The organism is Delftia sp. Cs1-4 (assembly GCF_000214395.1).
Lineage (GTDB): Bacteria > Pseudomonadota > Gammaproteobacteria > Burkholderiales > Burkholderiaceae_C > Comamonas > Comamonas acidovorans.
This window is the reverse complement of the sequence record NC_015563.1, coordinates 1,040,604-1,061,987: the sequence shown is the minus strand read 5'-3', so window position 1 is coordinate 1,061,987 and position 21,384 is coordinate 1,040,604. Positions and strand designations below refer to the sequence as shown.

The 21,384-nt window shown below is 67.5% G+C and carries 18 protein-coding genes; 4 read left to right on the top strand and 14 right to left on the bottom strand.

From position 1 onward, the window contains the following. Genes DELCS14_RS04680 through DELCS14_RS04655 form a run of 6 tightly spaced genes read right to left on the bottom strand, consistent with a single transcriptional unit; the run spans position 1 to position 7,234 of the window. Complete coding sequence (locus DELCS14_RS04680; RefSeq protein WP_013800675.1) at positions 1 to 1,665, bottom strand: amidohydrolase; 1,665 nt, start codon at positions 1,663 to 1,665, stop codon at positions 1 to 3. A 19-nt stretch (positions 1,666 to 1,684) separates the two neighbouring features. After that, positions 1,685 to 2,707, bottom strand: coding sequence for an oligopeptide/dipeptide ABC transporter ATP-binding protein (locus DELCS14_RS04675; protein ID WP_013800674.1), 1,023 nt, complete (start codon positions 2,705 to 2,707; stop codon positions 1,685 to 1,687). After that, positions 2,704 to 3,732 carry an ABC transporter ATP-binding protein gene (locus DELCS14_RS04670; RefSeq protein ID WP_013800673.1) on the bottom strand — a complete coding sequence of 343 codons (1,029 nt, stop codon included), beginning with the start codon at positions 3,730 to 3,732 and terminating at the stop codon, positions 2,704 to 2,706. The genes DELCS14_RS04675 and DELCS14_RS04670 overlap by 4 nt, the downstream gene beginning before the upstream one ends. Beyond that, positions 3,732 to 4,640, bottom strand: a complete 909-nt coding sequence (locus DELCS14_RS04665) for an ABC transporter permease (protein ID WP_013800672.1) — start codon at positions 4,638 to 4,640, stop codon at positions 3,732 to 3,734. The genes DELCS14_RS04670 and DELCS14_RS04665 overlap by 1 nt, the downstream gene beginning before the upstream one ends. A gap of 4 nt (positions 4,641 to 4,644) precedes the next feature. Then, the gene (locus DELCS14_RS04660; RefSeq protein WP_012207467.1) at positions 4,645 to 5,622 is read right to left on the bottom strand and encodes an ABC transporter permease; all 978 of its coding nucleotides are present in this window, start codon (positions 5,620 to 5,622) and stop codon (positions 4,645 to 4,647) included. 16 nt (positions 5,623 to 5,638) lie between these two features. Further along, complete coding sequence (locus DELCS14_RS04655) at positions 5,639 to 7,234, bottom strand: ABC transporter substrate-binding protein (RefSeq protein WP_013800671.1); 1,596 nt, start codon at positions 7,232 to 7,234, stop codon at positions 5,639 to 5,641. A 243-nt stretch (positions 7,235 to 7,477) separates the two neighbouring features. Here DELCS14_RS04655 and DELCS14_RS04650 point away from each other — a divergent pair, with 243 nt between their 5' ends. Beyond that, on the top strand, positions 7,478 to 9,004 hold the full coding sequence (locus DELCS14_RS04650) for a PLP-dependent aminotransferase family protein (protein ID WP_013800670.1): 1,527 nt from the start codon (positions 7,478 to 7,480) through the stop codon (positions 9,002 to 9,004). Here the strand turns inward: DELCS14_RS04650 and DELCS14_RS04645 are convergent. The 3 genes from DELCS14_RS04645 to tal form a co-directional block, all read right to left on the bottom strand. Next, positions 8,989 to 9,888, bottom strand: a complete 900-nt coding sequence (locus tag DELCS14_RS04645; RefSeq protein ID WP_012207470.1) for a transporter substrate-binding domain-containing protein — start codon at positions 9,886 to 9,888, stop codon at positions 8,989 to 8,991. The two genes, DELCS14_RS04650 and DELCS14_RS04645, sit on opposite strands and share 16 nt — an antisense overlap. Before the next feature lie 231 nt (positions 9,889 to 10,119). After that, entirely contained in the window at positions 10,120 to 11,739 is a 1,620-nt protein-coding gene (pgi, locus tag DELCS14_RS04640; protein ID WP_013800669.1) for a glucose-6-phosphate isomerase, read from the bottom strand. Positions 11,740 to 11,743: 4 nt separating this feature from the next. Beyond that, positions 11,744 to 12,697, bottom strand: a complete 954-nt coding sequence (gene tal / locus DELCS14_RS04635) for a transaldolase (protein ID WP_012207472.1) — start codon at positions 12,695 to 12,697, stop codon at positions 11,744 to 11,746. Between the two features lie 208 nt (positions 12,698 to 12,905). Between tal and DELCS14_RS04630 the strand changes: the two genes are divergently transcribed. Beyond that, entirely contained in the window at positions 12,906 to 13,751 is an 846-nt protein-coding gene (locus DELCS14_RS04630; RefSeq protein ID WP_016448717.1) for an SIS domain-containing protein, read from the top strand. A gap of 28 nt (positions 13,752 to 13,779) precedes the next feature. Here the strand turns inward: DELCS14_RS04630 and fabF are convergent, their stop codons facing one another. Beyond that, positions 13,780 to 15,105, bottom strand: coding sequence for a beta-ketoacyl-ACP synthase II (fabF, locus tag DELCS14_RS04625; protein ID WP_013800667.1), 1,326 nt, complete (start codon positions 15,103 to 15,105; stop codon positions 13,780 to 13,782). Between the two features lie 206 nt (positions 15,106 to 15,311). Here fabF and DELCS14_RS04620 point away from each other — a divergent pair, with 206 nt between their 5' ends. Beyond that, on the top strand, positions 15,312 to 15,914 hold the full coding sequence (locus DELCS14_RS04620; protein ID WP_013800666.1) for a TetR/AcrR family transcriptional regulator: 603 nt from the start codon (positions 15,312 to 15,314) through the stop codon (positions 15,912 to 15,914). Positions 15,915 to 15,929: 15 nt separating this feature from the next. Here DELCS14_RS04620 and DELCS14_RS04615 read toward each other — a convergent pair whose 3' ends face one another. The 3 genes from DELCS14_RS04615 to DELCS14_RS04605 all read right to left on the bottom strand — a co-directional run bounded on the left by DELCS14_RS04615 (position 15,930) and on the right by DELCS14_RS04605 (position 19,677). Further along, entirely contained in the window at positions 15,930 to 17,156 is a 1,227-nt protein-coding gene (locus DELCS14_RS04615; protein ID WP_013800665.1) for a M20 aminoacylase family protein, read from the bottom strand. 134 nt (positions 17,157 to 17,290) lie between these two features. Next, positions 17,291 to 18,439, bottom strand: coding sequence for a porin (locus DELCS14_RS04610; protein WP_013800664.1), 1,149 nt, complete (start codon positions 18,437 to 18,439; stop codon positions 17,291 to 17,293). Between the two features lie 182 nt (positions 18,440 to 18,621). Next, a complete protein-coding gene (locus tag DELCS14_RS04605; RefSeq protein ID WP_013800663.1) occupies positions 18,622 to 19,677 on the bottom strand; it encodes a porin in 1,056 nt (351 codons plus the stop codon). Positions 19,678 to 20,008: 331 nt separating this feature from the next. On the opposite strand from DELCS14_RS04605, the gene coq7 reads away from it, so the two are divergent. Then, the gene (gene coq7, locus DELCS14_RS04600) at positions 20,009 to 20,626 is read left to right on the top strand and encodes a 2-polyprenyl-3-methyl-6-methoxy-1,4-benzoquinone monooxygenase (protein ID WP_012207480.1); all 618 of its coding nucleotides are present in this window, start codon (positions 20,009 to 20,011) and stop codon (positions 20,624 to 20,626) included. 106 nt (positions 20,627 to 20,732) lie between these two features. Here the strand turns inward: coq7 and DELCS14_RS04595 are convergent, their stop codons facing one another. After that, positions 20,733 to 21,185 carry an OsmC family protein gene (locus tag DELCS14_RS04595; protein WP_012207481.1) on the bottom strand — a complete coding sequence of 151 codons (453 nt, stop codon included), beginning with the start codon at positions 21,183 to 21,185 and terminating at the stop codon, positions 20,733 to 20,735. Positions 21,186 to 21,384: the final 199 nt, after the last annotated feature.

Below are 21,384 nucleotides of genomic sequence, written 5' to 3'. Positions count from 1 at the left end.
TCATGCCGCCTTGAAGACACGCCCCGACAGCACCGTGCCCCAGACCTTGAGGTCCTTGAGCACCATGGGGTCCAGGGACAGCGGATCGTCCTCCAGCACGCAGAAGTCGGCGCGCTTGCCGCATTCGATGCTGCCGATCTCGTGGTCCAGCTTCAGCGTCCAGGCCGCTCCCAGCGTGACGGCATGCAGGGCCTGGGCCACGGTCAGGCGCTCGGCCGCGCCCAGCACGCGGCCCTTGGGCGTGATCCGGTGGACCGCGCACCAGGCGGTGAACAGCGGCCCCAGCGGCGTGACGGGCGCATCCGAATGGATGGCCAGCGGCACGCCGGCGGCCAGCGCGCTGGCGCAGGCATCGAGCCGCATGGCCCGGTCCGGCCCCATGGTCATCTCGTAGTGCTGGTCGCCCCAGTACCAGAGGTGGTTGGCGAACAGGTTGGCACACAGGCCCAGCGCCGCCATGCGGCGAAAAAGCGGCGCATCGATCATCTGGCCATGCTGCAGCGTGTGGCGGTGATCGGGCCGGGGGGCGCGGGCCAGCACGCGGTCTATGGCGTCGATGGCGGCTTCGCTGGCCTCGTCGCCATTGGTGTGCGTATGGATGAGCAGGCCCGCGCGGTGGTAGGTCTCGAAATCGGCCTCGTACTGCGCGGGCGCGGTGACCCAGATGCCGTTGGGCGCGCCGTTGTAGTGACCGGGCCAGCGCAGGCGCGCCGAAAAGCCCTGGATGGAGCCGTCCAGCATCATCTTGACCAGGCCGTAGCGCAGGCGGTCGGTGTTGCGCGCCATGAGCGTGCGCACATGCTCGGCACCGGCCTCGGCGCCATGCGTGCCGTGAAACGCCTGGAAGGCGGGCAGGATGCGGATGGGCACCTGGTCGTCGGCCAGCGCGGCCTCCAGCACGCGGCAGTCCTGCTCACCCAGCCTGTTGACCAGGTCGGTGGCCGTGGTCACGCCCTGGCGGCAGGCCAGGCGCGCAAAGGAGCGCACACCGGCCTCGGTCATGGGAGCCAGCAGCCCGGCGTTGCCGATCTTGCGCAGCACCAGGAACATGGCGGCCGGCTCCTGCAGCTCGCCCGTGGGCTCGCCGGCCAGGGAGTGGCCGGGTGCAAAGCGCACCACGCCCTCGACCTCGTTGTCACGCGTGATCTCGGCCAGGCGCAGCATGGCGCTGTTGACGTTCATCAGGTGGCCGTTGGCGTGCGAGATGACGACGGGACGGCCTGCGGCGGCGCGGTCCAGGTGCTCCACCGTCATGCGCTCGCCGCCAAAGTAGATGGGATCGAACCCCCAGGCGATCAGCGGCTGCCCGGGCGGCAGGCCCTGCGCATCCATGCGCGACGCCACCTCGGCCAGGCGGTCCACCACGGCATCCATGGAGCGCAGGCCGGGCCAGGTCTTTCCATCGGGGTCGCGCCGGTCGAACCAGCCCGTGTATGTCCAATCCCACATGCTGCCTTCCTTGAGGTGGCAGTGGCCCTCCACCAGCCCGGGCAGCAGCACCTGGTCGGCAAAGCGCTCATCGATGCGGCACTCGCCCCAGGCCGTGCAGCGCGCCAGGTCCCCGACCGCGAGGATGCGCCCGTCGCGCACGGCCACGTGCGTGGCCTCGGGCTGCATGGGGTTCATGGTGATGATCTTGCGGGCGGCGTAGACAGTGATGCTCATGGTGGCGGGTGCTCCGGGTTCACAGGGCCAGCGGCGCGCGCGGCACGCCATCGATGTGGTCCACGCGGATGCAGCGCACCCAGTGGCCGGGGGCGGCTTCGCGCAGCGGTGGCGCCTCGGCCGAGCACGCAGGCACGGCCACGGGGCAGCGCCCGGCGAAGCGGCAGCCCGCGGGCGGGTCGATGGGACTGGGCGGATCGCCGGCCAGCCGGATGCGCCGCGCCGCGCGCTCGCGCCCGCCGCGCACCGTGGGCACGGCCGACATCAGGGCCACGCTGTAGGGATGCAGCGGCCGCGCGAAGAAGGCTTGGCGCGGTGCGCGCTCCACGATCTGGCCCAGGTACATGACGGCGATGTCGTCGCAGATGTGCTCGACCACGGCCATGTCGTGCGAGATGAACAGGTAGCTCAGGCCCAGCTCGCGCTGCAGCCGCGCCAGCAGGTTGAGGATCTGGGCGCGGATGGCGATGTCCAGCGCCGACACGGGTTCGTCGCAGACCACGAGTTCGGGCCGCGTGGCCAGGGCGCGCGCGATGTTGATGCGCTGGCGCTGGCCGCCCGAGAACTGGTGCGGGAACAGCTGGCGCTGCTCGGGCCGCAGGCCGACCTGGGTGAACAGCTCGGCCACGCGCGCCTCGCGCTCGGCCGGTGTGCCCACGTCCATCAGGTCCAGCGGAGCGCGCACCGCATCGCCCGCGCGCTGTCGCGGATTCAGCGAGGAAAACGGGTCCTGGAACACGATCTGCATGCGCCGCCTCGCCTGGCGCAGGGCCTCGCCCGACAGGCCGCCCAGGTCGGTATCGCCCAGCTGCATGCGGCCCGCCGTCACGGGCGCCAGGCGCATCACGGCCAGCGCCGTGGTCGTCTTGCCCGAGCCCGACTCGCCCACCACGGCCAGCGTGCTGCCGCGCCGCAGGCTGAAGGACACGCCGTCCACGGCCTTGACCACCTCGGGCCTGCCGAACAGGCCCTTGCCCGGGCGCGGAAAGTGGACCTGGAGATCGTCCACCTGCAAGAGGGTCTCGTCCATGCGTGCGTTCATGCCAGGGCCTCCGTATGGGCGCGGATGCGGGAAGCGGGAGCGTGCAGCCAGCAGGCCACGCCGTGGGATGGATCATCCAGCGCGGTCAGCGGCGGCGCCTCGCTGGCGCAGCGCGGCTGGGCCTCGCGGCAGCGCGCACGAAAGGCGCAGCCGCTGCCCAACTCCCAGATCGAGGGCACGACGCCGGGGATCTCGGGCAGCTCGGTGCGCCCGCCTGCCTGGCTGCTGCCCAGCTCGGGCAGGCAGGCGATCAGGCCGCGCGTGTACGGATGGGCGGGCGCCGACAGCACCTGTTCGCAGCGGCCCTGCTCGATCACGCGGCCCGCATACATGACCATGACGCGGTCGGCCATCTCGGCCACGGCCCCCATGTCGTGCGTGATCAGCACGATGGCCGTGCCCTTGTCGCGCTGCAGCTCGCGCAGCAGGTCGAAGATCTGCGCCTGCACGGTCACGTCCAGCGCCGTGGTGGGCTCGTCGGCGATCAGGATGTCGGGCCGGCAGGCCAGGGCCATGGCAATCATCACGCGCTGGCGCATGCCGCCCGACAGCTGGTGCGGGTACTCGTGCACGCGCCGCTCGGGCGCGGGGATGCCGACCTGCCGGAGCATTTCCACGGCGCGTTGGCGCGCGGCGCCCGCGTCCAGGCCAGCGTGCAGGCGCAGCGGCTCGGCGATCTGCTCGCCCACGGTGAGCACCGGGTTCAGCGAGGTCATCGGCTCCTGGAAGATCATGGAGATGCGGTTGCCGCGCACCTGGCGCATATGGGCCTCGCCGACGGCCACCAGGTCCTCGCCCTGGAAGCGCACCTGCCCGCCCGTGATGCGGCCCGGAGGCGAGGGAATGAGGCGCAGCAGCGCCAGCGCCGTCATGCTCTTGCCGCAGCCGGATTCGCCGACCACGCACAGGGTCTCGCCCGCGCGCAGATCGAAATCCACGCCGTTGAGCACCGTGGCCTGGCCGCGCCGGCCCTGGAAGGCCACGCGCAGGCCGCTCACTTGCAACAGGGGGGTGTCGGTGTCCATCAGCGCTCCCTCAGCTTGGGGTTGAGTGCATCGTTGAGGCCGTCGCCGATCAGGCTGACGGCCAGCACGGTGACGAAGATGGCGGCACCGGGAAAGGCCACGGCCCACCAGCAGGACAGCAGGTATTGGCGGGCCGACCCGATCATCAGACCCCAGCTCATCTGGTTGGGGTCCCCCAGGCCCAGGAAGGACAGGCCGGCCTCGAACAGAATGGCGGCGCCCACGGCCAGCGTGGCCGACACCACCAGCGGCGGCAGCGCATTGGGCAGGATCACCTTCCAGATGATGCGGCCGTGGCGCGCGCCGATGGCGCTCTCCGCGCGCACGAATTCAAGCTGGCGGATGCGCATGAACTCGGCCCGCGTCAACCGCGCAGTGGCCGGCCAGCTCACGCTGCCGATGGCCAGCGTGACCGTCACCAGCGAGGGAGAGAACAGCGTGACCACCACCATGGCGAACAGGAGCGCAGGCAGCACCTGGAAGAACTCGGTCACGCGCATCAGCAGGGCATCGACGCGGCCGCCGTAGTAGCCGGCCATCGCCCCCAGCGTCACGCCGATGCACACCGACAGCAAAGCCGCGAAGGCGCCCACCAGCAGCGTGGCGCGGCCGCCGTGGATGATGCCCGTGAGCACGTCGCGCCCCAGCTGGTCGCTGCCCAGCCAGGCCTCCTCGCTGAACGGCGGGCTCAGCGGCATGGTGCGGATCTCGAACGGGTCCGCAGGCCAGATCCAGGGGCCGGCGATGGCCACCAGCAGCACGATGAGCAGCATGGCCATGCCGGCAATGGCCGAGGGGTTGCGCAGGAACATGCGCAGCGCCTCACGGGCCGGGTGCTCGGCATGGGCTGCGGCCTGCGGCGCGGCGACGCTCGGCACGGACACGGAAGGTGGTGTGATGGCATTCATGGTCTCAGGCCGCCTTGATGCGGGGATCGATCAGCCGGTAGCACAGGTCGGTGACGAGGTTCATCACGACCACGACGATGGAGGAGAACAGCAGCACGCCCAGGATGGTCGGGTAGTCGCGCCGCAGCACCGAGTCGAAGGCCAGCCGGCCCAGGCCCGGCCAGTTGAAGACCGTCTCGACGATGATGGCGCCAGCCATGACGTTGCCGAACTGCAGGCCCAGCATGGTCACCACGGGCAGCAGCGCGTTGCGCAGCGCATGGCGGTAGAGCACCACATGCTCGGCCAGGCCCTTGGCGCGCGCCGTGCGGATGTAGTCGGCGCCCAGCACGTCCAGCATGGACGAGCGCGACAGCCGGCTGTACTGCGCCAGGTAGACCAGGGCCAGTGTCAGCGCAGGCAGCACCAGGTGCCGGGCCACGTCCAGCAGATCGGCAAGGCCTGCGCCGCCTGCGGCATCGGCCGAGCGCATGCCCGACACCGGCAGCACGGGCCACCAGGAGGCAAAGGCCAGCACCAGCAGCATGCCGGTCCAGAACACGGGCGCCGCAAAGCCCACCAAGGACAGCACGGTGATGCACTGCGACAGCAGGCCGTTGGGCCGGCGCGAGGACAGCACGCCCAGCAGCGTGCCCACCACGAAGGCAGTGAGCACGGCGGCTAGCACCAGCAGCAAGGTGGCGGGCACGCGCTCGGCAATCATCTGCGCCACCGGCAGGTTGAAGAAGTAGGAGTAGCCCAGATCCCCGCTGGCCACGCGCGCCAGGTAGATGCCCAGCTGCACGGGCAGCGGCCGGTCCAGCCCGTAGCGTGTGCGCAGCTCGGCCATGAGCTCGGGCTCCATGCCGCCGCTGGCGCCGGCAATGGTCTCCACGGGATCGCCGGGCGCCGCATGCACCAGCATGAAGTTCAGCACCACCACGGCCAGCACCAGCGCCAGGCCCTGCAGCAGCCGCTTGAGGAGTGTGCGAAGAAAAGCCATGGACTGCACTCCCCGACTACTTCAGAAAGATCTCGTCATAGGGCGAGGCCGGCCCCCAGACCGTGGTCGGCAGGTTGCCCACGTTCTTGCGCGCGGCGGTGTGGTAGGGCGAGTTGTTGATGAAGATCACCGGCAGCTCGTCGGTCACGGTCTTCTGGAAGGCCGCATAGAGCTTCTTGCGCTCGGCCGTGTCCAGCGTGCCGCTGGCCGTGTTCAGCAGCTCGTCCACCTTGGGATTGCGGTAGGACTGGGTGTTGGTCCAGACCACGGGCTTGATGTTGGTGGACAGGTAGCTGCGGTGCACGCCGATGACCGGGTCGCCCCAGTTGAAGACGATGTCCATGGACAGGTCGAAGTCGTGCGTGGCCAGGCGCCGGGCCCAGGCCGGGAAGTCGGCCGAGGCGCGCACCTCGACCGCGATGCCGACCTTCTTGAGCTGGGCGCGCACGTACTCGGCCACGTTCTTTTGCTGCTCGTCCGTGCCTGGCAGGTAGTCGATGGTGATCTTGAAGCGCTCTCCGTTGGAGGCGGGCTTGAGGCCGGCCTCGTCCAGCAGGGCCGCCGACTTCTTGAGGTCCAGCGGATAGCGCACCAGGTCGGCCGAGGCAAAGGGGCTGGCCGCCACGATGGGGCCGTCGGCCACGGTGGCGAAGCCGCCCATCAGCGCCTTGGTGATGAAGTTCTTGTCGATGGCATGCGCAATGGCCTTGCGCACGCGCACATCGTCCAGCGGCTTCCTGTCGGTGTTGATGGCCAGCCAGTTGATCGAGCCTATGCCCTCGAAGCCCTTGCCGGTCAACGTGATCTGGGGGTTGGTGGACAGGCGCTTCAGGTCGATGGAGGCCTGCAGGTAGGGCACCATCTGCACGTCGCCGCGCTCCAGGCTCAGCAGCAGGCTGGAGGAGTCGGGCACGATGTTGAAGACCAGCTTGTCCAGGTAGGGGCGGCCGGGCAGGAAGAACTTGTCGAAGCGCTCCATCACGATGCGCTGGCCCGCGCGGAACTCGGTCAGCTTGAACGGCCCCGAGCCCACCACGTCGGCGCTGTTGCGCGCATGGGTCTTGAGATCGGCACCATCGCCATAGATGTGCTTGGGCAGTATGGGCGCCAGCGCCGGGCTCATGGCCAGCAGGATGGCCGGATGCGGCGCGTTCATGCGGATGATGGCCGTGTAAGGGTCGGGCGTGTCCACCTTCTCCACGGGCCCCAGCATGGTCTGGAACGGGTGGTTGGCCTTGATGGCCATGATGGAGAAGGCCACGTCGGCCGAGGTGATGGGCTTGCCGTCGTGGAACACGGCATTCCTGCGCAGGTTCAGGGTCAGCGACTTGCCGTCCTCGGCCAGCTTCCAGGATTCGGCCAGGTAGGGCTGGGGCTTCCACTGGTCATCGAAGCGCAGCGGGCTGGCGAACAGCTGGGTGGAAGGCATGGCCGTGGCAATGCCCGATTGCACGGCACCGTTCAGGTGCCGTGGCACCTGGGTGCTGCCCACGATCAGGGTGCCGCCGCGCTGCGGCTCCTGGGCCTGCAGCGGCGTGGCCGCCAGGCCCGCCAGCGCGCCGGCCAGGGCCAGGGCCGCCAGGGCGCGGCGTCGGAAAGTGATGGTGTGCATGGACTGTCTCCCTCGTTGGATCGCCAGGCCGCGCGGCTCGCTGCCTTCAATCCAGAATACGCAACAAGGGCGCGGGCCGCGGGGGCCACAGCCGTCCAAACGTAGGAGCCAGAGGCCCGGTGTTTACCCGCGTCGGCCGGCCCAAACCTTTACTTGCCCGCACCCGCACCGCAACATGGCGCCGACCGCGCGCCCTCTGCCCGGCCGCGCCAAGAACGCCCCCCCGATTGCCTCCGTTGCGCCATGAGCACCCCTTCCGCCACAGACCCACGCCACCAGTGGGCCCGCCTGTTCGCGCTGCCCGAGCAGCCCGGCCTTCCCCTGAAGGACCGCCTGCGCCTGGCCCTGGTCCAGCCCATCCTCGAAGGCCGCCTGCCGCCCGGCGCGGCCATGCCGCCCTCGCGCGAGCTGTCGCGCCTGCTGGAGGTGTCGCGCAATACCGTGACCACGGTCTATGAGCAGCTCGTGGATGAAGGCTTTCTGGAAGCCCGCCCGCGCAGCGGCGTATTCGTGGCCCGGGATTCGCGCCTGGCTGGTGTGGACGGCGCCCTGGCCCTGCCTGCGACAAGTCCCGGGGAGCCCGCACCGGACTGGTCTGCACGCGTGCTGCGCTCGCTGACGGACAGGCACACGCTGTCCAAGCCGCTGCAGTGGCGCGAGTACCCCTACCCCTTCGTCTACGGCATGCACGATCCCGCGCTGTTTCCCACCGAAGGCTTTCGGGAATGCTGCACGCGCAGCCTGGCGCGCGCCCAGCTGCCGCACTGGACGCCGGACTTCGAGACCGACGACGTTCCCGACCTGATCGAGCAGATCCGCCTGCGCCTGCTGCCCCGGCGCGGCGTGTTCGCGCTCAAGGAAGAGATCCTGGTCACCGTGGGCGCGCAGCAGGCCTTCTACCTGCTGGCCGACGCACTGCTGGCCCCCTCGCAGCGCCTGGGCTTCGAGGAGCCCGGCCACCCGCATGCGCGCAACACCTTTTCGCTGCGCCGCCCCCACTGGGTGCCCGTGGCCGTGGACGAGGAGGGCGTGGTGGTCGATGGCCTGCCGCCGCTGGACTATCTGTTCGTCACGCCCTCGCACCAGAGTCCCACCACCGTGACGCTGAGCCTGCAGCGGCGCGAGCAGCTGCTGCGCCGCGCCGAGCAGGGCGATTTCGTGATCATCGAGGACGACTACGAGGCCGAGAACCTCTACCAGGGCACGCCCATGCCCGCGCTCAAGAGCCTGGACAAGGGCGGGCGCGTGATCTATGTGGGTTCGCTGTCCAAGAGCCTGTCGCCCGCGCTGCGGCTGGGCTACATCGTTGCGCCGCGCGCGCTGATCGACGAGTTGCGCGTGCTGCGCCATGCCATGGTGCGCCACCCCAGCGCCTTTCTGCAGCACGCCTATGCGCTGTTCCTGTCGCTGGGCCACCATGAGGCCCATGCGCGCCGCGTGAACCAGGCCATGCTGGAACGCGTGGCGCAGGTGGACCGCTCGCTGCGCGCGCACCTGCCGGATTTCATCTTCCGCCAGCCCCAGGGCGGCGCATCGCTGTGGGTGCAGGCACCGGCGTGGCTGGATGCCGATGCGCTGGCCGCCGTGGCGCGCCGCCACGGCGTGCTGATCGAGGCAGGCAGCGCGTTCTTTGCGACGCCGCGCCAGCCCTGCCCCTTTTTCCGGCTGCGCCTGTCCTCCATTGCCATCGATCAGATCGATGCCGGCATCCAGGCGCTGGCGCGGGCGGTGATGGAGCTGGACTCAGCCCGCAATCACTGCTGCGCGTAGGATTCCAGCGGCTTGTCGTTGGGCTTTTGCAGCAGCTGCTTGAGCAGGTCGCTCATGGGCAGGTTCAGCGGGGCATTCTTGGGCGGAATGGGCTGCACGAACCACTTGTCGTAGATCTTCGCCACTTCGCCCGAGGCCATCATGCCCACCAGCACGTCGTCCACGGCCTTCTTGAAGGCGGGGTCATCGCGGCGGAACAGGATGGCGATGGGCTCGGAGCCCAGCACCTCGCCCACGATCTTGAAGCCTGCAGGGTTCTTGGAGTTGGCGATGACGCCGGCCAGCAGGTTGTCGTCCAGCACGAAGGCATCGGCACGGCCCGATTCGAGCATCAGAAAGCTCTCGAAATGGTCCTTGCCCAGCGAGGTGGGCAGGTTCACGCCATTGTCGCGCCCGTACTTGCGCAGCAGCTGCACGGCGGTCGTGCCGGCCGAGGCCGCCACGGGCTTGCCGTCGAGCTGCTTGAAGGAGGTGATGCCCGAGTCGGCGCGCACGGCCATGCGCACCTGGCTCACATAGGTGGTCACGGCAAAGGCCACCTGCTTTTGGCGAGCGAGGTTGTTCGTGGTCGGGCCGCAGCCGATGTCCACGGTGCCGTTCTGCACCAGGGGCATGGTGTTCTGCGAGGTCAGGGCCATGTACTCGATCTTGGCCTTGGGCACGATCTGGGCCAGCACCTTCTCGCACAGCTCCACGTGGTAGCCCACGTACTTCTGCGTGGTCCCGAAGGCATAGGCCATGGGCGCCGAGCTTTCGCGCACGCCCATCACCACCTTGCCTGTGCTCTGGATCTTGTCCAGCGTGCCGGCCGCCTCCTGTGCATGGGCAGCGCCAGTTGCCGCCACCACACATGCCATCGCCACATGGGCCAGTACGAATCGCATCGAGGGTCTCCTTGGATAGTTGTTGCAGGTCCGAAGGCGCGCTGCGCCTCCACCCTGCCGTGCCGCCGTCACCGGCTGCCTCCAGGCAGGGCCGCCGTCAAGGCGATTGCATCAACTATCGAGCAATCAGGCGCCTGTGCATAACGATGAAATGGAAGAAGGTCATGCTCCACCCACATGACCCGGCACCCTGCTGGTGCGCCGCGGTGGCCCCAGGCCCGCCGCGCCCGGTCAGCCGGCCGACCCTGCCGCAAGCCGGTGCATGAGGCCCTGCGTCGAGGCATCGACGCCCTGCCAGTCGCCACTGTCCTGGCGTGCATGCAGCTGGCGCGCCAGGTGCTTGCCCAGCTCCACGCCCCACTGGTCAAAGCTGTTGATGCCCCACACCGCACCGGCCGAGAAGACACGGTGCTCGTACAGCGCGATCAGTGCGCCCAACGATGCCGGATCGAGCTGCTGCAGCAGCAGGAAGCTGCTGGGCCGGTTGCCCGCGCAATGGCGCTCTGCCCCTTCGCCGTGGCGCCCCTCCATCAGGGCCTGGGCCTGGGCAATGGCGTTGACGACCAGGCTCTGGTGGTGGGCGCCCAGGTATTTGCCGCCGTCGCGCAGCGCGATGAACTCCACGGGAATCACGTCCTGGCCCTGGTGCAGCATCTGGAAGAAGGCATGCTGGCCATTGGTGCCGGGCTCGCCCCAGATCACGGGTGCCGTGCGCACGGGCAGGGTCTGCCCGTCGCGCGTCACGCCCTTACCGTTGCTCTCCATCTCCAGCTGCTGCAGGTAGGCGGTCAGCCGCCGCAGGCCATGGCTGTAGGGGGCAATGCAGCGGCTGGAGAAGCTGCAGAAATCGCGGTACCAGACGTCCAGCAGGCCCAGGCGCAGCGGCAGGTTGCCCTCCACGCCCGAGGAAAAGAAATGCGCATCCATGGCATGGGCGCCACCCAGCAGCGCACGGAACTGCGCCGCTCCGATGGCGATGGCCACGGGCAGGCCGATGGCCGACCACAGCGAAAAACGACCGCCCACCCAGTCCCAGAATCCCAGCGTGCGGCGGATGCCGAAGTCGGCTGCGGCCTGCACATTGGTGGTGAGCGCCACGAAGTGCCGGTCGATGGAGCACGCGGCCTGCGGGTCCTCGCTGCCGCCCTGCTCCAGGAACCACCGGCGCGCCGAGTGCGCGTTGAGCATGGTCTCGGCCGTGGTGAAGGATTTGGAGGCGATCAGGAACAGCGTGCTGTGGGGGCGCACGCGGCGCAGCACATGGCCGAGCTCATGGCCATCGACGTTGGAGACGAAATGGAAATTCTTGCCCGCATCGACCCAGTCCTCCAGCGCATTGACCACCACTTCGGGGCCCAGGTGCGAGCCGCCGATGCCGATGTTCACGATGTCGGTGATGCCCTCGTCGCCACGCACCTGCTCGGCCAGGGCCAGCATGGCGTCCAGCGTCTCGTGCACCTGGCCCAGCGCCTCGTGCATGGCCGGCTGCCACTGTTGCACGGTGGCGCAGTGGCGCAGCTGGCCGCCGTCGCGCGGCATGCGCAGCAGCCAGTGCATGACGGCACGGCCCTCGGTGCAGTTGACGGGCTCGCCAGCCAGCATGGCGTCGCGCTGGGCCAGCACGCCGGCCTGCTGCGCCAGCTCGCGCAGCAGCTCTTCGGTGCGCCCGGTCCAGAGGTTCTTGGACAGGTCGGCAAAGACATGGGGCGCCTGCTGGCTCAGCGCGTCCAGCCGGCCCGCGTCCGCGGCAAAGGCCTGGCGCAGATCCAGGGTCTGGATGTCTTCGTGGAAATGGCTTTCAAGTGCCGGCCATGCCGGCAAGGTATTGCACAGAACGGGCAAGGTCTTCATCCAATCAGTCTGCGGCCTGCTGCATCAATGCTTCGAGCTTGCGCGTGTCGGCAGCAAAGGCGCGGATGCCTTCGGCCAGCTTTTCGGTGCCCATGGCGTCCTCGTTGAGGGCCAGGCGGAACCCGGCCTCATCGTAGTGCACGGGATCGAGCTCCAGGGTCCGCGCCGCCTCGGGGTCCAGGGCGCGCGACAGGGGCGCATCGCTGGCGCCCAGCTGGGCCAGCAGTTCGGGGGCAATGGTCAACAGGTCACAGCCGGCCAGTGCCACGATCTGGCCCGTGTTGCGAAAGCTCGCACCCATGACCTCGGTGGCGATGCCGAAGTGCTTGTAGTGCTCGTAGATGGCGCGCACGGAACGCACGCCGGGATCGTTGGCGCCGGCCATGGCGGCCTCGTCCCACTGGGCGCCGGCCTGCTTCTTGTACCAGTCGTAGATGCGGCCCACGAAGGGAGAGATCAGCTGCACCTTGGCCTGGCCGCAGGCTACGGCCTGGCAGAACGAGAACAGCAGCGTGAGGTTGGTGTGGATGCCGCGCAGCTCCAGCTGGCGCGCCGCCTCAATGCCTTCCCAGGTGGAGGCGATCTTGATGAGCACGCGGTCGATGTGCACGCCTTCGGCCTGGTACAGCTCGATCAGGCGCTCGGCACGTGCCACGGTGGCCGAGGTATTGAAGGACAGGCGCGCATCGACTTCAGTGGAGACACGGCCCGGAATGGTGTTCAGGATCTCGCAGCCAAAGCGCACCAGCATGCGGTCCATGACCTCGTCGAGGCTGCGGCCCTTGTACTGGGCCACGGTGGCACGCATCAGCGGTGCGTACTCGGGCTTTTGCACCGCCTTGAGGATGAGCGAGGGATTGGTGGTCGCATCCCGCGGCTGGAACTGGGCCAGTTGGTGGAAGTCGCCGGTATCGGCCACCACGGTCGTGTACTGTCGAAGCGCATCAAGCTGGTTCATGGAACATCCTTTGGGCGGGAGCCTGGCGAGGGGCGGCATCGCACCAGGGCGGTGCGGTTGTACCGGCAAATCCTCCGAGTGTATGCGCGCGCATGGTTTGCATCGGCGTCAGGAAAGTAAGCGAAGGCTGCCGCTCATGCAAAATGCGCGCTGGACCTGCCTTGCGGCAACCGCTTCCCTTTACCCACAGAACAACGCCCACCGCCTAATGCTGGACCGCATCACCGCCTCGCTGCCCTCGCTTGCTCCCGCCGAACAACGCGTGGCCCGCCTGGTGCTGGCCGATCCACGGGCCTTTGCACGGCAGCCGGTGCGCGAACTGGCCGAGCGTGCCCATGTCAGCAAGCCGACGGTGGTGCGCTTTTGCCGCAGCATGGGCTACGACGGCCTGGCCGACTTCAAGCTCAAGCTGGCCGGCAGCGTCAGCGAGGGCGTGCCCTTCATCCACCGCAGCGTGGACACCGACGACAAGACCAGCGACGTGATGGTCAAGGTGGTGGACAACGCCGTGGCCGCCTTCCTGCAATACCGCAATGCCGCCAGCACCACGGCCATAGAGCAGGCGGCGCAGGCCATCGCCTCGACCTGGCAGACGGGGCGGCGCATCGAGTTCTACGGCGCAGGCAACTCGGGCATCGTGGCGCAGGACGCGCAGCACAAGTTCTTTCGCCTGGGCGTGACCAGCCTGGCCACCAGCGACGGCCACATGCAGGTGATGAGCGCCACCCTGCTGGGACCCGGCGACTGCGCAGTGATCATTTCCAACTCGGGCCGCACGCGCGACCTGATGGACGCCGCCGACATCGCGCGCAAGAACGGCGCCACCACGATTGCCATCACCGCCAGTGGCTCGCCCCTGGCCTCGGCCTGCCACATCCATCTGGCCGCCGACCATCCCGAGGGCTACGACCGCTACAGCCCCATGGTGTCACGCCTGCTGCACCTGCTGGTCATCGACGTGCTGGCCACCTGCGTGGCGCTGCGCATCGGCCCGGCCCTGCAGCCTGCGCTGGAGCAGATGAAGAACAACCTGCGGGCCAAGCGCTACACGTAGCACCGGCCCCCAGGCCCGCCCGCCTCGTTCAGCCCTGCCAGCGCCTGAGCACCAGCGAGGCGTTGACGCCACCAAAGCCGAAACCGTTGACCAGGGCATGCTCCATGGCCCAGGGCCTTGCCGCGCCGGCGATCAGGTCCAGCCCCTGGGCCAGGGGATCGGGCTCCACGAGATTGCGCGTGGCCGGCGCCATCTGGTCGCGCAGCGCCAGCACCGTGAAGATGGCCGCCACCGCGCCCGCCGCGCCCAGCAAATGGCCCGTGGCCGACTTGGTGGAGCTGATCGCCACGCCGCTGCCCTCGCCAAACAGGGAGCGCATGGCCGCCAGCTCGCCCCGGTCGCCCACGGGCGTGGAGGTGGCGTGGGCATTGAGGTACTGCAGCTGATCCGGCGACAGCCCGGCCATGGCCAGCGCCTGCGCCATGCTGCGGCGCGCGCCGTCGCCATCCTCCGGGCCCGAGGTGATGTGATAGGCATCAGCGCTGGTGCCGTAGCCCACCACTTCGGCCAGCGGCACGGCGCCGCGCGCCAGGGCGTGGTCCAGCCCCTCCAGCACCAGGGCGCCCGCGCCCTCGCCCATGACAAAGCCGTCGCGGCCTGTGTCGAAGGGGCGAGAGGCCTCTTCGGGGCGGTCGTTGTATCCCGTGGAAAGGGCCTTGGCCGCCGCGAACGCACCCAGGCTCACGCGGTCGATGGCAGCCTCGGCGCCGCCGCACAGCGCCACATCGGCCTCGCCCGAACGGATCATGCGCAGGCCGTCGCCCACCGCCTGAACGCTGGCCGCGCAGGCCGTGACCGGCGCACCCAGCGGGCCCTTGAGTCCATGGCGTATCGACACATGGCCGGCCGCGAGATTCACCAGGAAAGACGGCACAGTGAAGGGCGACAGGCGCGACACCCCCCGGCTGTCCGTGGTGCGCACGGCCTGGGCAATGGCGCCAAAGCCGCCGATGCCCGAGGCAATGATGCAGGCCGTGCGCGTGCGTTCCTGCTCGCTGGCCGGCTGCCAGCCGGCCTGGGCCAGGGCCTGGTCCGAAGCGTCCAGCGCCAGCGGAATGAAGCGGTCCATCTTGCGCTGGTCCTTGGGCGAGACCACGGCATCGATGTCCCAGCCGCCTTCCGGGTCGCGGGCCAGGTCGGGCACCTGGCCTGCCACCTGGCCCGGCACATCGGGCGCCAGATCCTCGGGCAGCCGGCTCAGGCCCGATGCGCCGGACAGCAGCCGGCGCCAGGCCAATTCAGTGCCCCGCCCCAGCGGGGAGACCATGCCCATGCCCGTGATGACCACGCGGCGAGGCAGATGGGCCGCCGTATGTGACGTCTGGGACGTATGCGCCGTATGGGCCGTATTCATGAGCCGCTCCCGGCACACCGTGCGGAGGTCGGAGCGGGCCCAGGCAGCAGGCTGCGCAGAAGTGAACAGGCATTCATCGGTTCTTCCCTGTAGAGTGCACAGCCCCTGCAGAACATGGCGCACAGGCCATGGCAGGGGCTGATTTATGATGATGGCCGTCATCATAAACGTGTTTTGATAACGACCACAATCATTGGACAGCGCACATGAAAGTCACGAAAGCCCAGGCCGCGCAGAACCGGCAGGACATCCTCGAAGCCGCCGCACGGCTGTACCGCGAGCACGGGCTGGACGGCGTCGGCGTGGCCGAGGTGACGCGCGGCGCGGGGCTCACGCACGGCGGGCTCTATCGCCACTTCGAATCCAAGGATGCGCTGGTGCGCGAGGCCTGCGCACGCGCCTTCGACTGGTCCATCGCGCCGCTGGACGGCCTGCAGGGTGAACAGGCCGGCAGCCTTGCCGCGCGCGTGCAGTCCTATCTGTCGCCGCAGCACCGCGACAGCCCCGGCGAGGGCTGCCCCGCCGCAGCACTGGCCGTGGACGTGGCCCGGGCAGGCGTCGATCTTTCAGCGGTGTTCGCCGAAGGGGTGGAACGCAACATCGGCAGATTTGCGCGCGTGATAGGCACACTTGGCGACGATCAGGCACCCGATGCCACACAGCGCGCCCAGGCCATGGCCATGCTCAGCAGCATGGTGGGCGCCCTGGTCCTGGCACGCGCCACGGTCGCAGCCAATCCAGCCTTGTCCGACGAGATTCTGAAAACGGTGCAGGCCCACCTTCTTGCGCCCGAGAGCCAGGCCCGTTGACCCGCTCCGTCTGCGCTATACGTCCTGCGAATGCAGCGGCATGGCCTGCTCGATCAGGCTGGCGTGCAGGGCAGCGCCCAGTGGCAGCACTTCGTCGTTGAAGTCATACCGGCTGCTGTGCAGCGGCACCCCGGGCTGGGCGCCCGTGGATTGCCCCAGGCGCAGGTAGGCACCGGGCTTGTGCTGCAGCATGAACGAAAAGTCCTCGGCACCCATGCTGGGTTCCAGCTGCCGGTCCAGGTTCTCCACCCCCACCAACGCCTGGGCCACGTCGGCAGCAAAGGCGGCTTCCGTGGGGGAGTTGATGGTGGCGGGATAGATGCGCTCGTAGTTGACCTTGGCCGTGGCACCCAGCCCCAGCGCCACCGCGCTGCACAACTCCTGCAGGCGCTGCTCGACACGGTCCTGCACGGCGGGGTCGAAGGTCCGCACGGTTCCCACCAGCGTTGCCGTGCCCGGCATCACGCTGAAGGCACCCAGGTCCCCGGCCTGCACGGCGCACAGGCTGATGACGGCACTGTCGATGGCGCGCACATTGCGCGAGACGATGCTCTGCACCGCCGTGGTGATGTGCGCAGCCGCCAGCACCACGTCCACCGTCTGGTAGGGATGCGCACCATGGCCGCCGCGCCCCGTGATCTCGATGGTGATGCGGTCGGCAGCCGCCATCATCGCGCCCATGTTGATACCGACCGTGCCCGCACGCATGGCAGGCCAGTTGTGCATGGCGTACACGGCCTGCATCGGAAAGCGGTCGAAAAGGCCATCGGCAATCATGGCCCGCGCGCCGCCGCGCCCTTCCTCGGCGGGCTGAAAGACCAGCACGGCCGAGCCATCGAAGCGCCGCGTCGCGGCCAGGTAGCGGGCGGCGCCCACCAGCATGGTCGTATGGCCGTCATGCCCGCAGCCGTGCATCAGCCCCTGCTTGCCGGACTTCCAGGGAAATTCGTTGTGCTCAACCATGGGCAGTGCGTCCATGTCGGCACGCAGGCCCACCATGGCGCCCGAACTGTGGCCCTGCCCGCGGATCACGGCCACCAGGCCCGTGGTGCCCAGGCCCTCATGGATCTCGTCCACACCGCACTGGCGCAAGGCCTCCTTGACGCGCGCCGCCGTGAAGCGCTCCTCGAATCCCAGCTCCGGATGCGCATGCAGCTCGCGGCGCAGCGCCGTCAGCTCCGGGTGGTACTGGGCGATCTGGGCAAAGGCCCGACCGCCTGCCTTGTATCGAGTGGCTTCCATAGCCTTGGTTCTTTCGCTTCGTTGGCCTGCGCATTACCTTAACGCAGGAAATCGCGCCCGCCCACCGTCAGCCCATCGACAGGAAACAAAAAGGCCTCCCGAAGGAGGCCTTTCGTTGCGCAGACGCCGCGTGCTCAGAAGCGATGGCGCAGGCCGACGGTGAAGCCCGTGCGCTTGGTGGCGCCATTGGCGTCCAGCATCACGCCCGAGCCACCGCTGGTCTTGGTGTGGTCCAGGGCCACATAGGCATCGGTACGCTTGGAGAAGGCGTAGTCGACCACCGCCACCAGGAAGTCCGCCTTGCCATTGAAATTACCCGTGCCCGAGCCCGACTGCTTGGCATGGTAGTAATGCGCGCCCACATTGATCTGGGGCGTGATCTGGTAGCCGAAGCCCATCTTGTACATCTGGCGCTTGTTGGCGTCGCCGGCCACGAAGCCGCCGTTGGACGAGCCTGTCCAGAAGGAGTTGAGGATGGCCTGGTCGAATCCACCGCCTGCGGTTGCCGCCGGGAACGCGTCCTTGCGCTTGTTCAGGCCGTAGCCCAGGTTGACGTACCAGGGACCCACACGGTACGAGCCGCCCAGGGTATAGGCATCGACCTTGGTGCCGGCCGGCAGCGTGGTGCCAAGGTAGCCGGCGCCTGCGGAGATGCCGCTTTGCGAATAACGCAGATAGCCGCCGGCCGTCTTGATGGCGCCACCAGGGGCCACGCCGGTGCCGACCTTGTCGAAGGTGTTGTTCTCGTCGAACGAATACTGCAGGGCACCGCGCACGGGGCCGAACTCGGCCAGGTACTTGACCATGTTGCTGGCGCGCGCGCCCATGGACATGCCGATTTCAGGCTTGTAGGCCTCCATGTACGGCGAGTACGGGAAGGAGGCGTAGGTGGAGGTCACCAGGTCGAACAGCATGTTGTACTGGCGGCCCAGGGTGACCTGGCCAAAGCTCTTGCTGCGCAGGCCCACCCAGGATTGCTGGAAGTAGCTGGCTGCAGCCTGCTCGCCGGTGTCGGTGAGGAAACGGGCTTCCAGGTTGGCAATGGCTGCCAGACCGCCGCCCAGGTCCTCGGTGATGTTGATGCCCCAGCGGCTTTGCGACATGCCGCCGCCGATCATCTGGGTCTTGCCGCTCTTGGTCGGGCCTTCATTGGTGGTGTGGCGCACGCCGGCATCGACGATGCCGTACAGCTGCACGCTGCTTTGCTGGGCGAATGCTGCCAAGGGTGCCGTTGCTGCCAACACCGCCAGTGCCACGCTCTTTTTCACGAATGAAGAATTCATTGTGTTGTCTCTCTCTTGTTAACGATTGGTTGGTGGAAATTTCATTCTAGAAACGCTTTTCCCGCCTCGTCACCGTTGGCACAAGCACAACACAGGTCTTTCCCTAGCACAAAACAAAAGAGCCAGTCCGAAGACTGGCTCTTTTTTGCTTCAAATGGCAACTGGCTTACGCCAGCCGTTCATTAGAAAGCGTGGCGAATGCCGACTTGCACGCCAGTCTGGCTTTCGCCAGCTTGCACGCCACCAGCGTACACGCCCTTGGCTTGCAGGCCCAGGGTCGACAGATCCTTGTTCTTCAGGAATGCCAGGTTGCCGTACAGAGCGGTGCGCTTGGACAGGTTGTGGACGTAGCCCAGAGTGATCTGGTGAGCCTTGGAGTCGATGGCCTTTTGGTCGTACAGAGCGTATTGCAGCTTGACTTCGCCCACGCCGCCGACGGGAGCCGAAGCGCCCAGCATGTAGGAGTTGGTCTTGATGTCGCCGCCGATGTCACGCTTGAACTTGGTCTGTTGCAGCAGGCCGCTCAGCTTGGCAACGCCGAAGTTGTACGAAGCACCCAGGGTGATTTCGTCACGGTCGGTAGCCAGGCCGCCAACGGCAGTCTTTTGCTGGGCCAGGCCCAGGCTGGCGCTCAGGGGGCCGTTGTCGTATGCAACGTAACCGCCGATGTAACGGCCGACGCTGTCAGCAGTACCGATGGTTTGCTTTTCGTCGAAAGCGTAGCCAAAGCCGGCGTTGAAACCGCCGAAGTTGGGGGTGTAGTACGAGATCAGGTTGTTAGCGCGGATGCCGTTGTCGTCGGCGCCTTGGCCAGCTGCCCAGTTACGGAAGCCCATGAATTGGCCGATACCGGTGGCGCTGAACAGGTCGTAGGAGGTCAGCTTTTGGAAGGTCGGGACTTGGTCACGGCCCAGGCGCACTTCACCGAAGTTGCCCGACAGGCTCACGGTCGAACGACGCTTGAAGTTGAAGCCGCTGGCGTTGCCATCGTCACCGAAGATTTCGCCTTCCAGCCAGAAGCCAGCCTTCAGACCACCACCCAGGTCTTCCGTGCCGCGCAGGCCCAGACGGCTCGTGGAAGCGCCGCTGGTGCCCAGGCCGTAACGGCTGTCGCCAGCTGCGTCCTTGTTCACGTAGGCAACGCCAGTGTCGACGATACCGAACAGGGTCACGGAGGATTGAGCCATTGCGGCGCCGGAAGCAGCCAGCACTGCCAGGGCAATCAGAGATTTTTTCATTACGAGTTACTCCAAGGTTTAGAAGGGCGCCGGTCGTGAGGAAGAGAGGCTTGGCCTGATGCTCCACCGGTTTCCCGCGCCAACCTCCTGGTGGGGAAGTTAGGGCCTATTGCACCAGACCACCGCTGCCCATGCAAAGAAATTCACCCACAAACGGGCATTACCCCCCGTTTTTCGTTGCACTGCCGCAACAAACCTGCAAGCCAACACAATCAGGCCCAACCCGAACATCGCGCCGGCCTTGTTGCGCTTGCACAAAGAGAGGGCATGGCGTCCTGGTGTACCGTTCAGACCCTGAATTTGCCAAGATTTTCCGCTCTAGGGACCGCCCATGGACAAGATACTGACTGCCGCCGATGCGGCGCTTCGCACCCTGTTTGCACAGCCTTCCGCCGCCGAACGCTCCCCGGCCGCCGGCATCGCGGAGGGAGAGCTGACCGAGGCACAGCGTCGGCTGTCGGGCGCCTTGATGCGCGTCAATCACGTCGGAGAGGTCTGCGCCCAGGCGCTGTACAACGCCCAGGCCATGGTGACGCGCGACATGGTGCTGCGCGAGCACCTGCTGGAGGCAGCGCGCGAGGAGACCGACCACCTGGCATGGACCCGCGACCGGCTCAACGCCCTGGGCGACCGGCCCAGCCTGCTGAACCCGCTGTGGTTTGCCGGCGCCTTCGCCATCGGTGTGGTGGCCGCCAAGATCAGCGACGCGGCCAGCCTGGGGTTTGTGGTTGAGACGGAGGAGCAGGTGTCCGCCCATCTGGAAAGCCATCTGGGCCTGTTGCCCGAGGAAGACCGCGCCTCACTGGCCGTGGTGGCCCGCATGAAGGATGACGAGGAACGCCATGCCGCCGCTGCGCGCGAAGCTGGCGCCCTGCAATTGCCGCCCCCCGCCCGCGCCCTGATGCGCCTGGCAGCCAAGGTGATGACGACAACTGCCCACCGCATCTGAACTTTCAGAAACATCTGAAACAGCATTCCATCCAAAAAAAGCGGGCCTTGCCCGCTTTCTTCATTTCAGGAGGGGCGCCGAGGCGCAAGCCCAGCCACCGGCGGCATCAGGCCTCGACGATGTCGAATCCCGTGGTGATCTCGGCCGTCTTGCCCAGCATGATGGTGGCCGAGCAGTATTTGTCATGGCTCATGGCGATGGCACGTTCCACAGCACCTGTGGGCAGACCCGTACCGCTGACGGTGAACTGCATGTGGATCTTGGTGAACACCTTGGGGTCCGCATCGGCGCGCTCCGAGGTGAGCTTGACGCTGCAGCCTTTGACGGCATGCCTGCCGCGCTTGAGGATCAGCACCACGTCATATGCCGTGCAGCCACCGGCGCCGGCCAGCAGCATCTCCATGGGGCGGGGTGCCTGGTTCTGCCCTCCATTGGCGGGGTTGGCCGCATCCGGCGCCCCATCCATATTGACCACGTGGCCGCTGCCCGTTTCCGCCACGAAGCCCATGCCCGAGCGCATGCCGGTCGTGCCGCCTGTCCAACTCACTGTGCATTCCATTGTTGCGTCCTCAAAAAACTGTTGCTATTTTGCATCAACTACACAAAAACCCTGATTTTGTTGCAACGCAGCACCTGCCGTGCATACAATGCACCCAAGCGTTATCTGAAGGGTTAACCCGGACACCCCTCCAGATGGACTGCAGATTGTGAACCAACTTCGCTCTGCATCGCACCAGTTGTCTCCTCCACCTCCTCTA

Excerpts from the sequence above, each read along its gene's own strand:
- DELCS14_RS04680 (WP_013800675.1), bottom strand. The coding sequence starts at position 1,665 with ATGAGCATCACTGTCTACGCCGCCCGCAAGATCATCACCATGAACCCC.
- DELCS14_RS04675 (WP_013800674.1), bottom strand. The coding sequence starts at position 2,707 with ATGAACGCACGCATGGACGAGACCCTCTTGCAGGTGGACGATCTCCAG.
- DELCS14_RS04670 (WP_013800673.1), bottom strand. The coding sequence starts at position 3,732 with ATGGACACCGACACCCCCCTGTTGCAAGTGAGCGGCCTGCGCGTGGCC.
- DELCS14_RS04665 (WP_013800672.1), bottom strand. The coding sequence starts at position 4,640 with ATGAATGCCATCACACCACCTTCCGTGTCCGTGCCGAGCGTCGCCGCG.
- DELCS14_RS04660 (WP_012207467.1), bottom strand. The coding sequence starts at position 5,622 with ATGGCTTTTCTTCGCACACTCCTCAAGCGGCTGCTGCAGGGCCTGGCG.
- DELCS14_RS04655 (WP_013800671.1), bottom strand. The coding sequence starts at position 7,234 with ATGCACACCATCACTTTCCGACGCCGCGCCCTGGCGGCCCTGGCCCTG.
- DELCS14_RS04650 (WP_013800670.1), top strand. The coding sequence starts at position 7,478 with ATGAGCACCCCTTCCGCCACAGACCCACGCCACCAGTGGGCCCGCCTG.
- DELCS14_RS04645 (WP_012207470.1), bottom strand. The coding sequence starts at position 9,888 with ATGCGATTCGTACTGGCCCATGTGGCGATGGCATGTGTGGTGGCGGCA.
- pgi (WP_013800669.1), bottom strand. The coding sequence starts at position 11,739 with ATGAAGACCTTGCCCGTTCTGTGCAATACCTTGCCGGCATGGCCGGCA.
- tal (WP_012207472.1), bottom strand. The coding sequence starts at position 12,697 with ATGAACCAGCTTGATGCGCTTCGACAGTACACGACCGTGGTGGCCGAT.
- DELCS14_RS04630 (WP_016448717.1), top strand. The coding sequence starts at position 12,906 with ATGCTGGACCGCATCACCGCCTCGCTGCCCTCGCTTGCTCCCGCCGAA.
- fabF (WP_013800667.1), bottom strand. The coding sequence starts at position 15,105 with ATGAATACGGCCCATACGGCGCATACGTCCCAGACGTCACATACGGCG.
- DELCS14_RS04620 (WP_013800666.1), top strand. The coding sequence starts at position 15,312 with ATGAAAGTCACGAAAGCCCAGGCCGCGCAGAACCGGCAGGACATCCTC.
- DELCS14_RS04615 (WP_013800665.1), bottom strand. The coding sequence starts at position 17,156 with ATGGAAGCCACTCGATACAAGGCAGGCGGTCGGGCCTTTGCCCAGATC.
- DELCS14_RS04610 (WP_013800664.1), bottom strand. The coding sequence starts at position 18,439 with ATGAATTCTTCATTCGTGAAAAAGAGCGTGGCACTGGCGGTGTTGGCA.
- DELCS14_RS04605 (WP_013800663.1), bottom strand. The coding sequence starts at position 19,677 with ATGAAAAAATCTCTGATTGCCCTGGCAGTGCTGGCTGCTTCCGGCGCC.
- coq7 (WP_012207480.1), top strand. The coding sequence starts at position 20,009 with ATGGACAAGATACTGACTGCCGCCGATGCGGCGCTTCGCACCCTGTTT.
- DELCS14_RS04595 (WP_012207481.1), bottom strand. The coding sequence starts at position 21,185 with ATGGAATGCACAGTGAGTTGGACAGGCGGCACGACCGGCATGCGCTCG.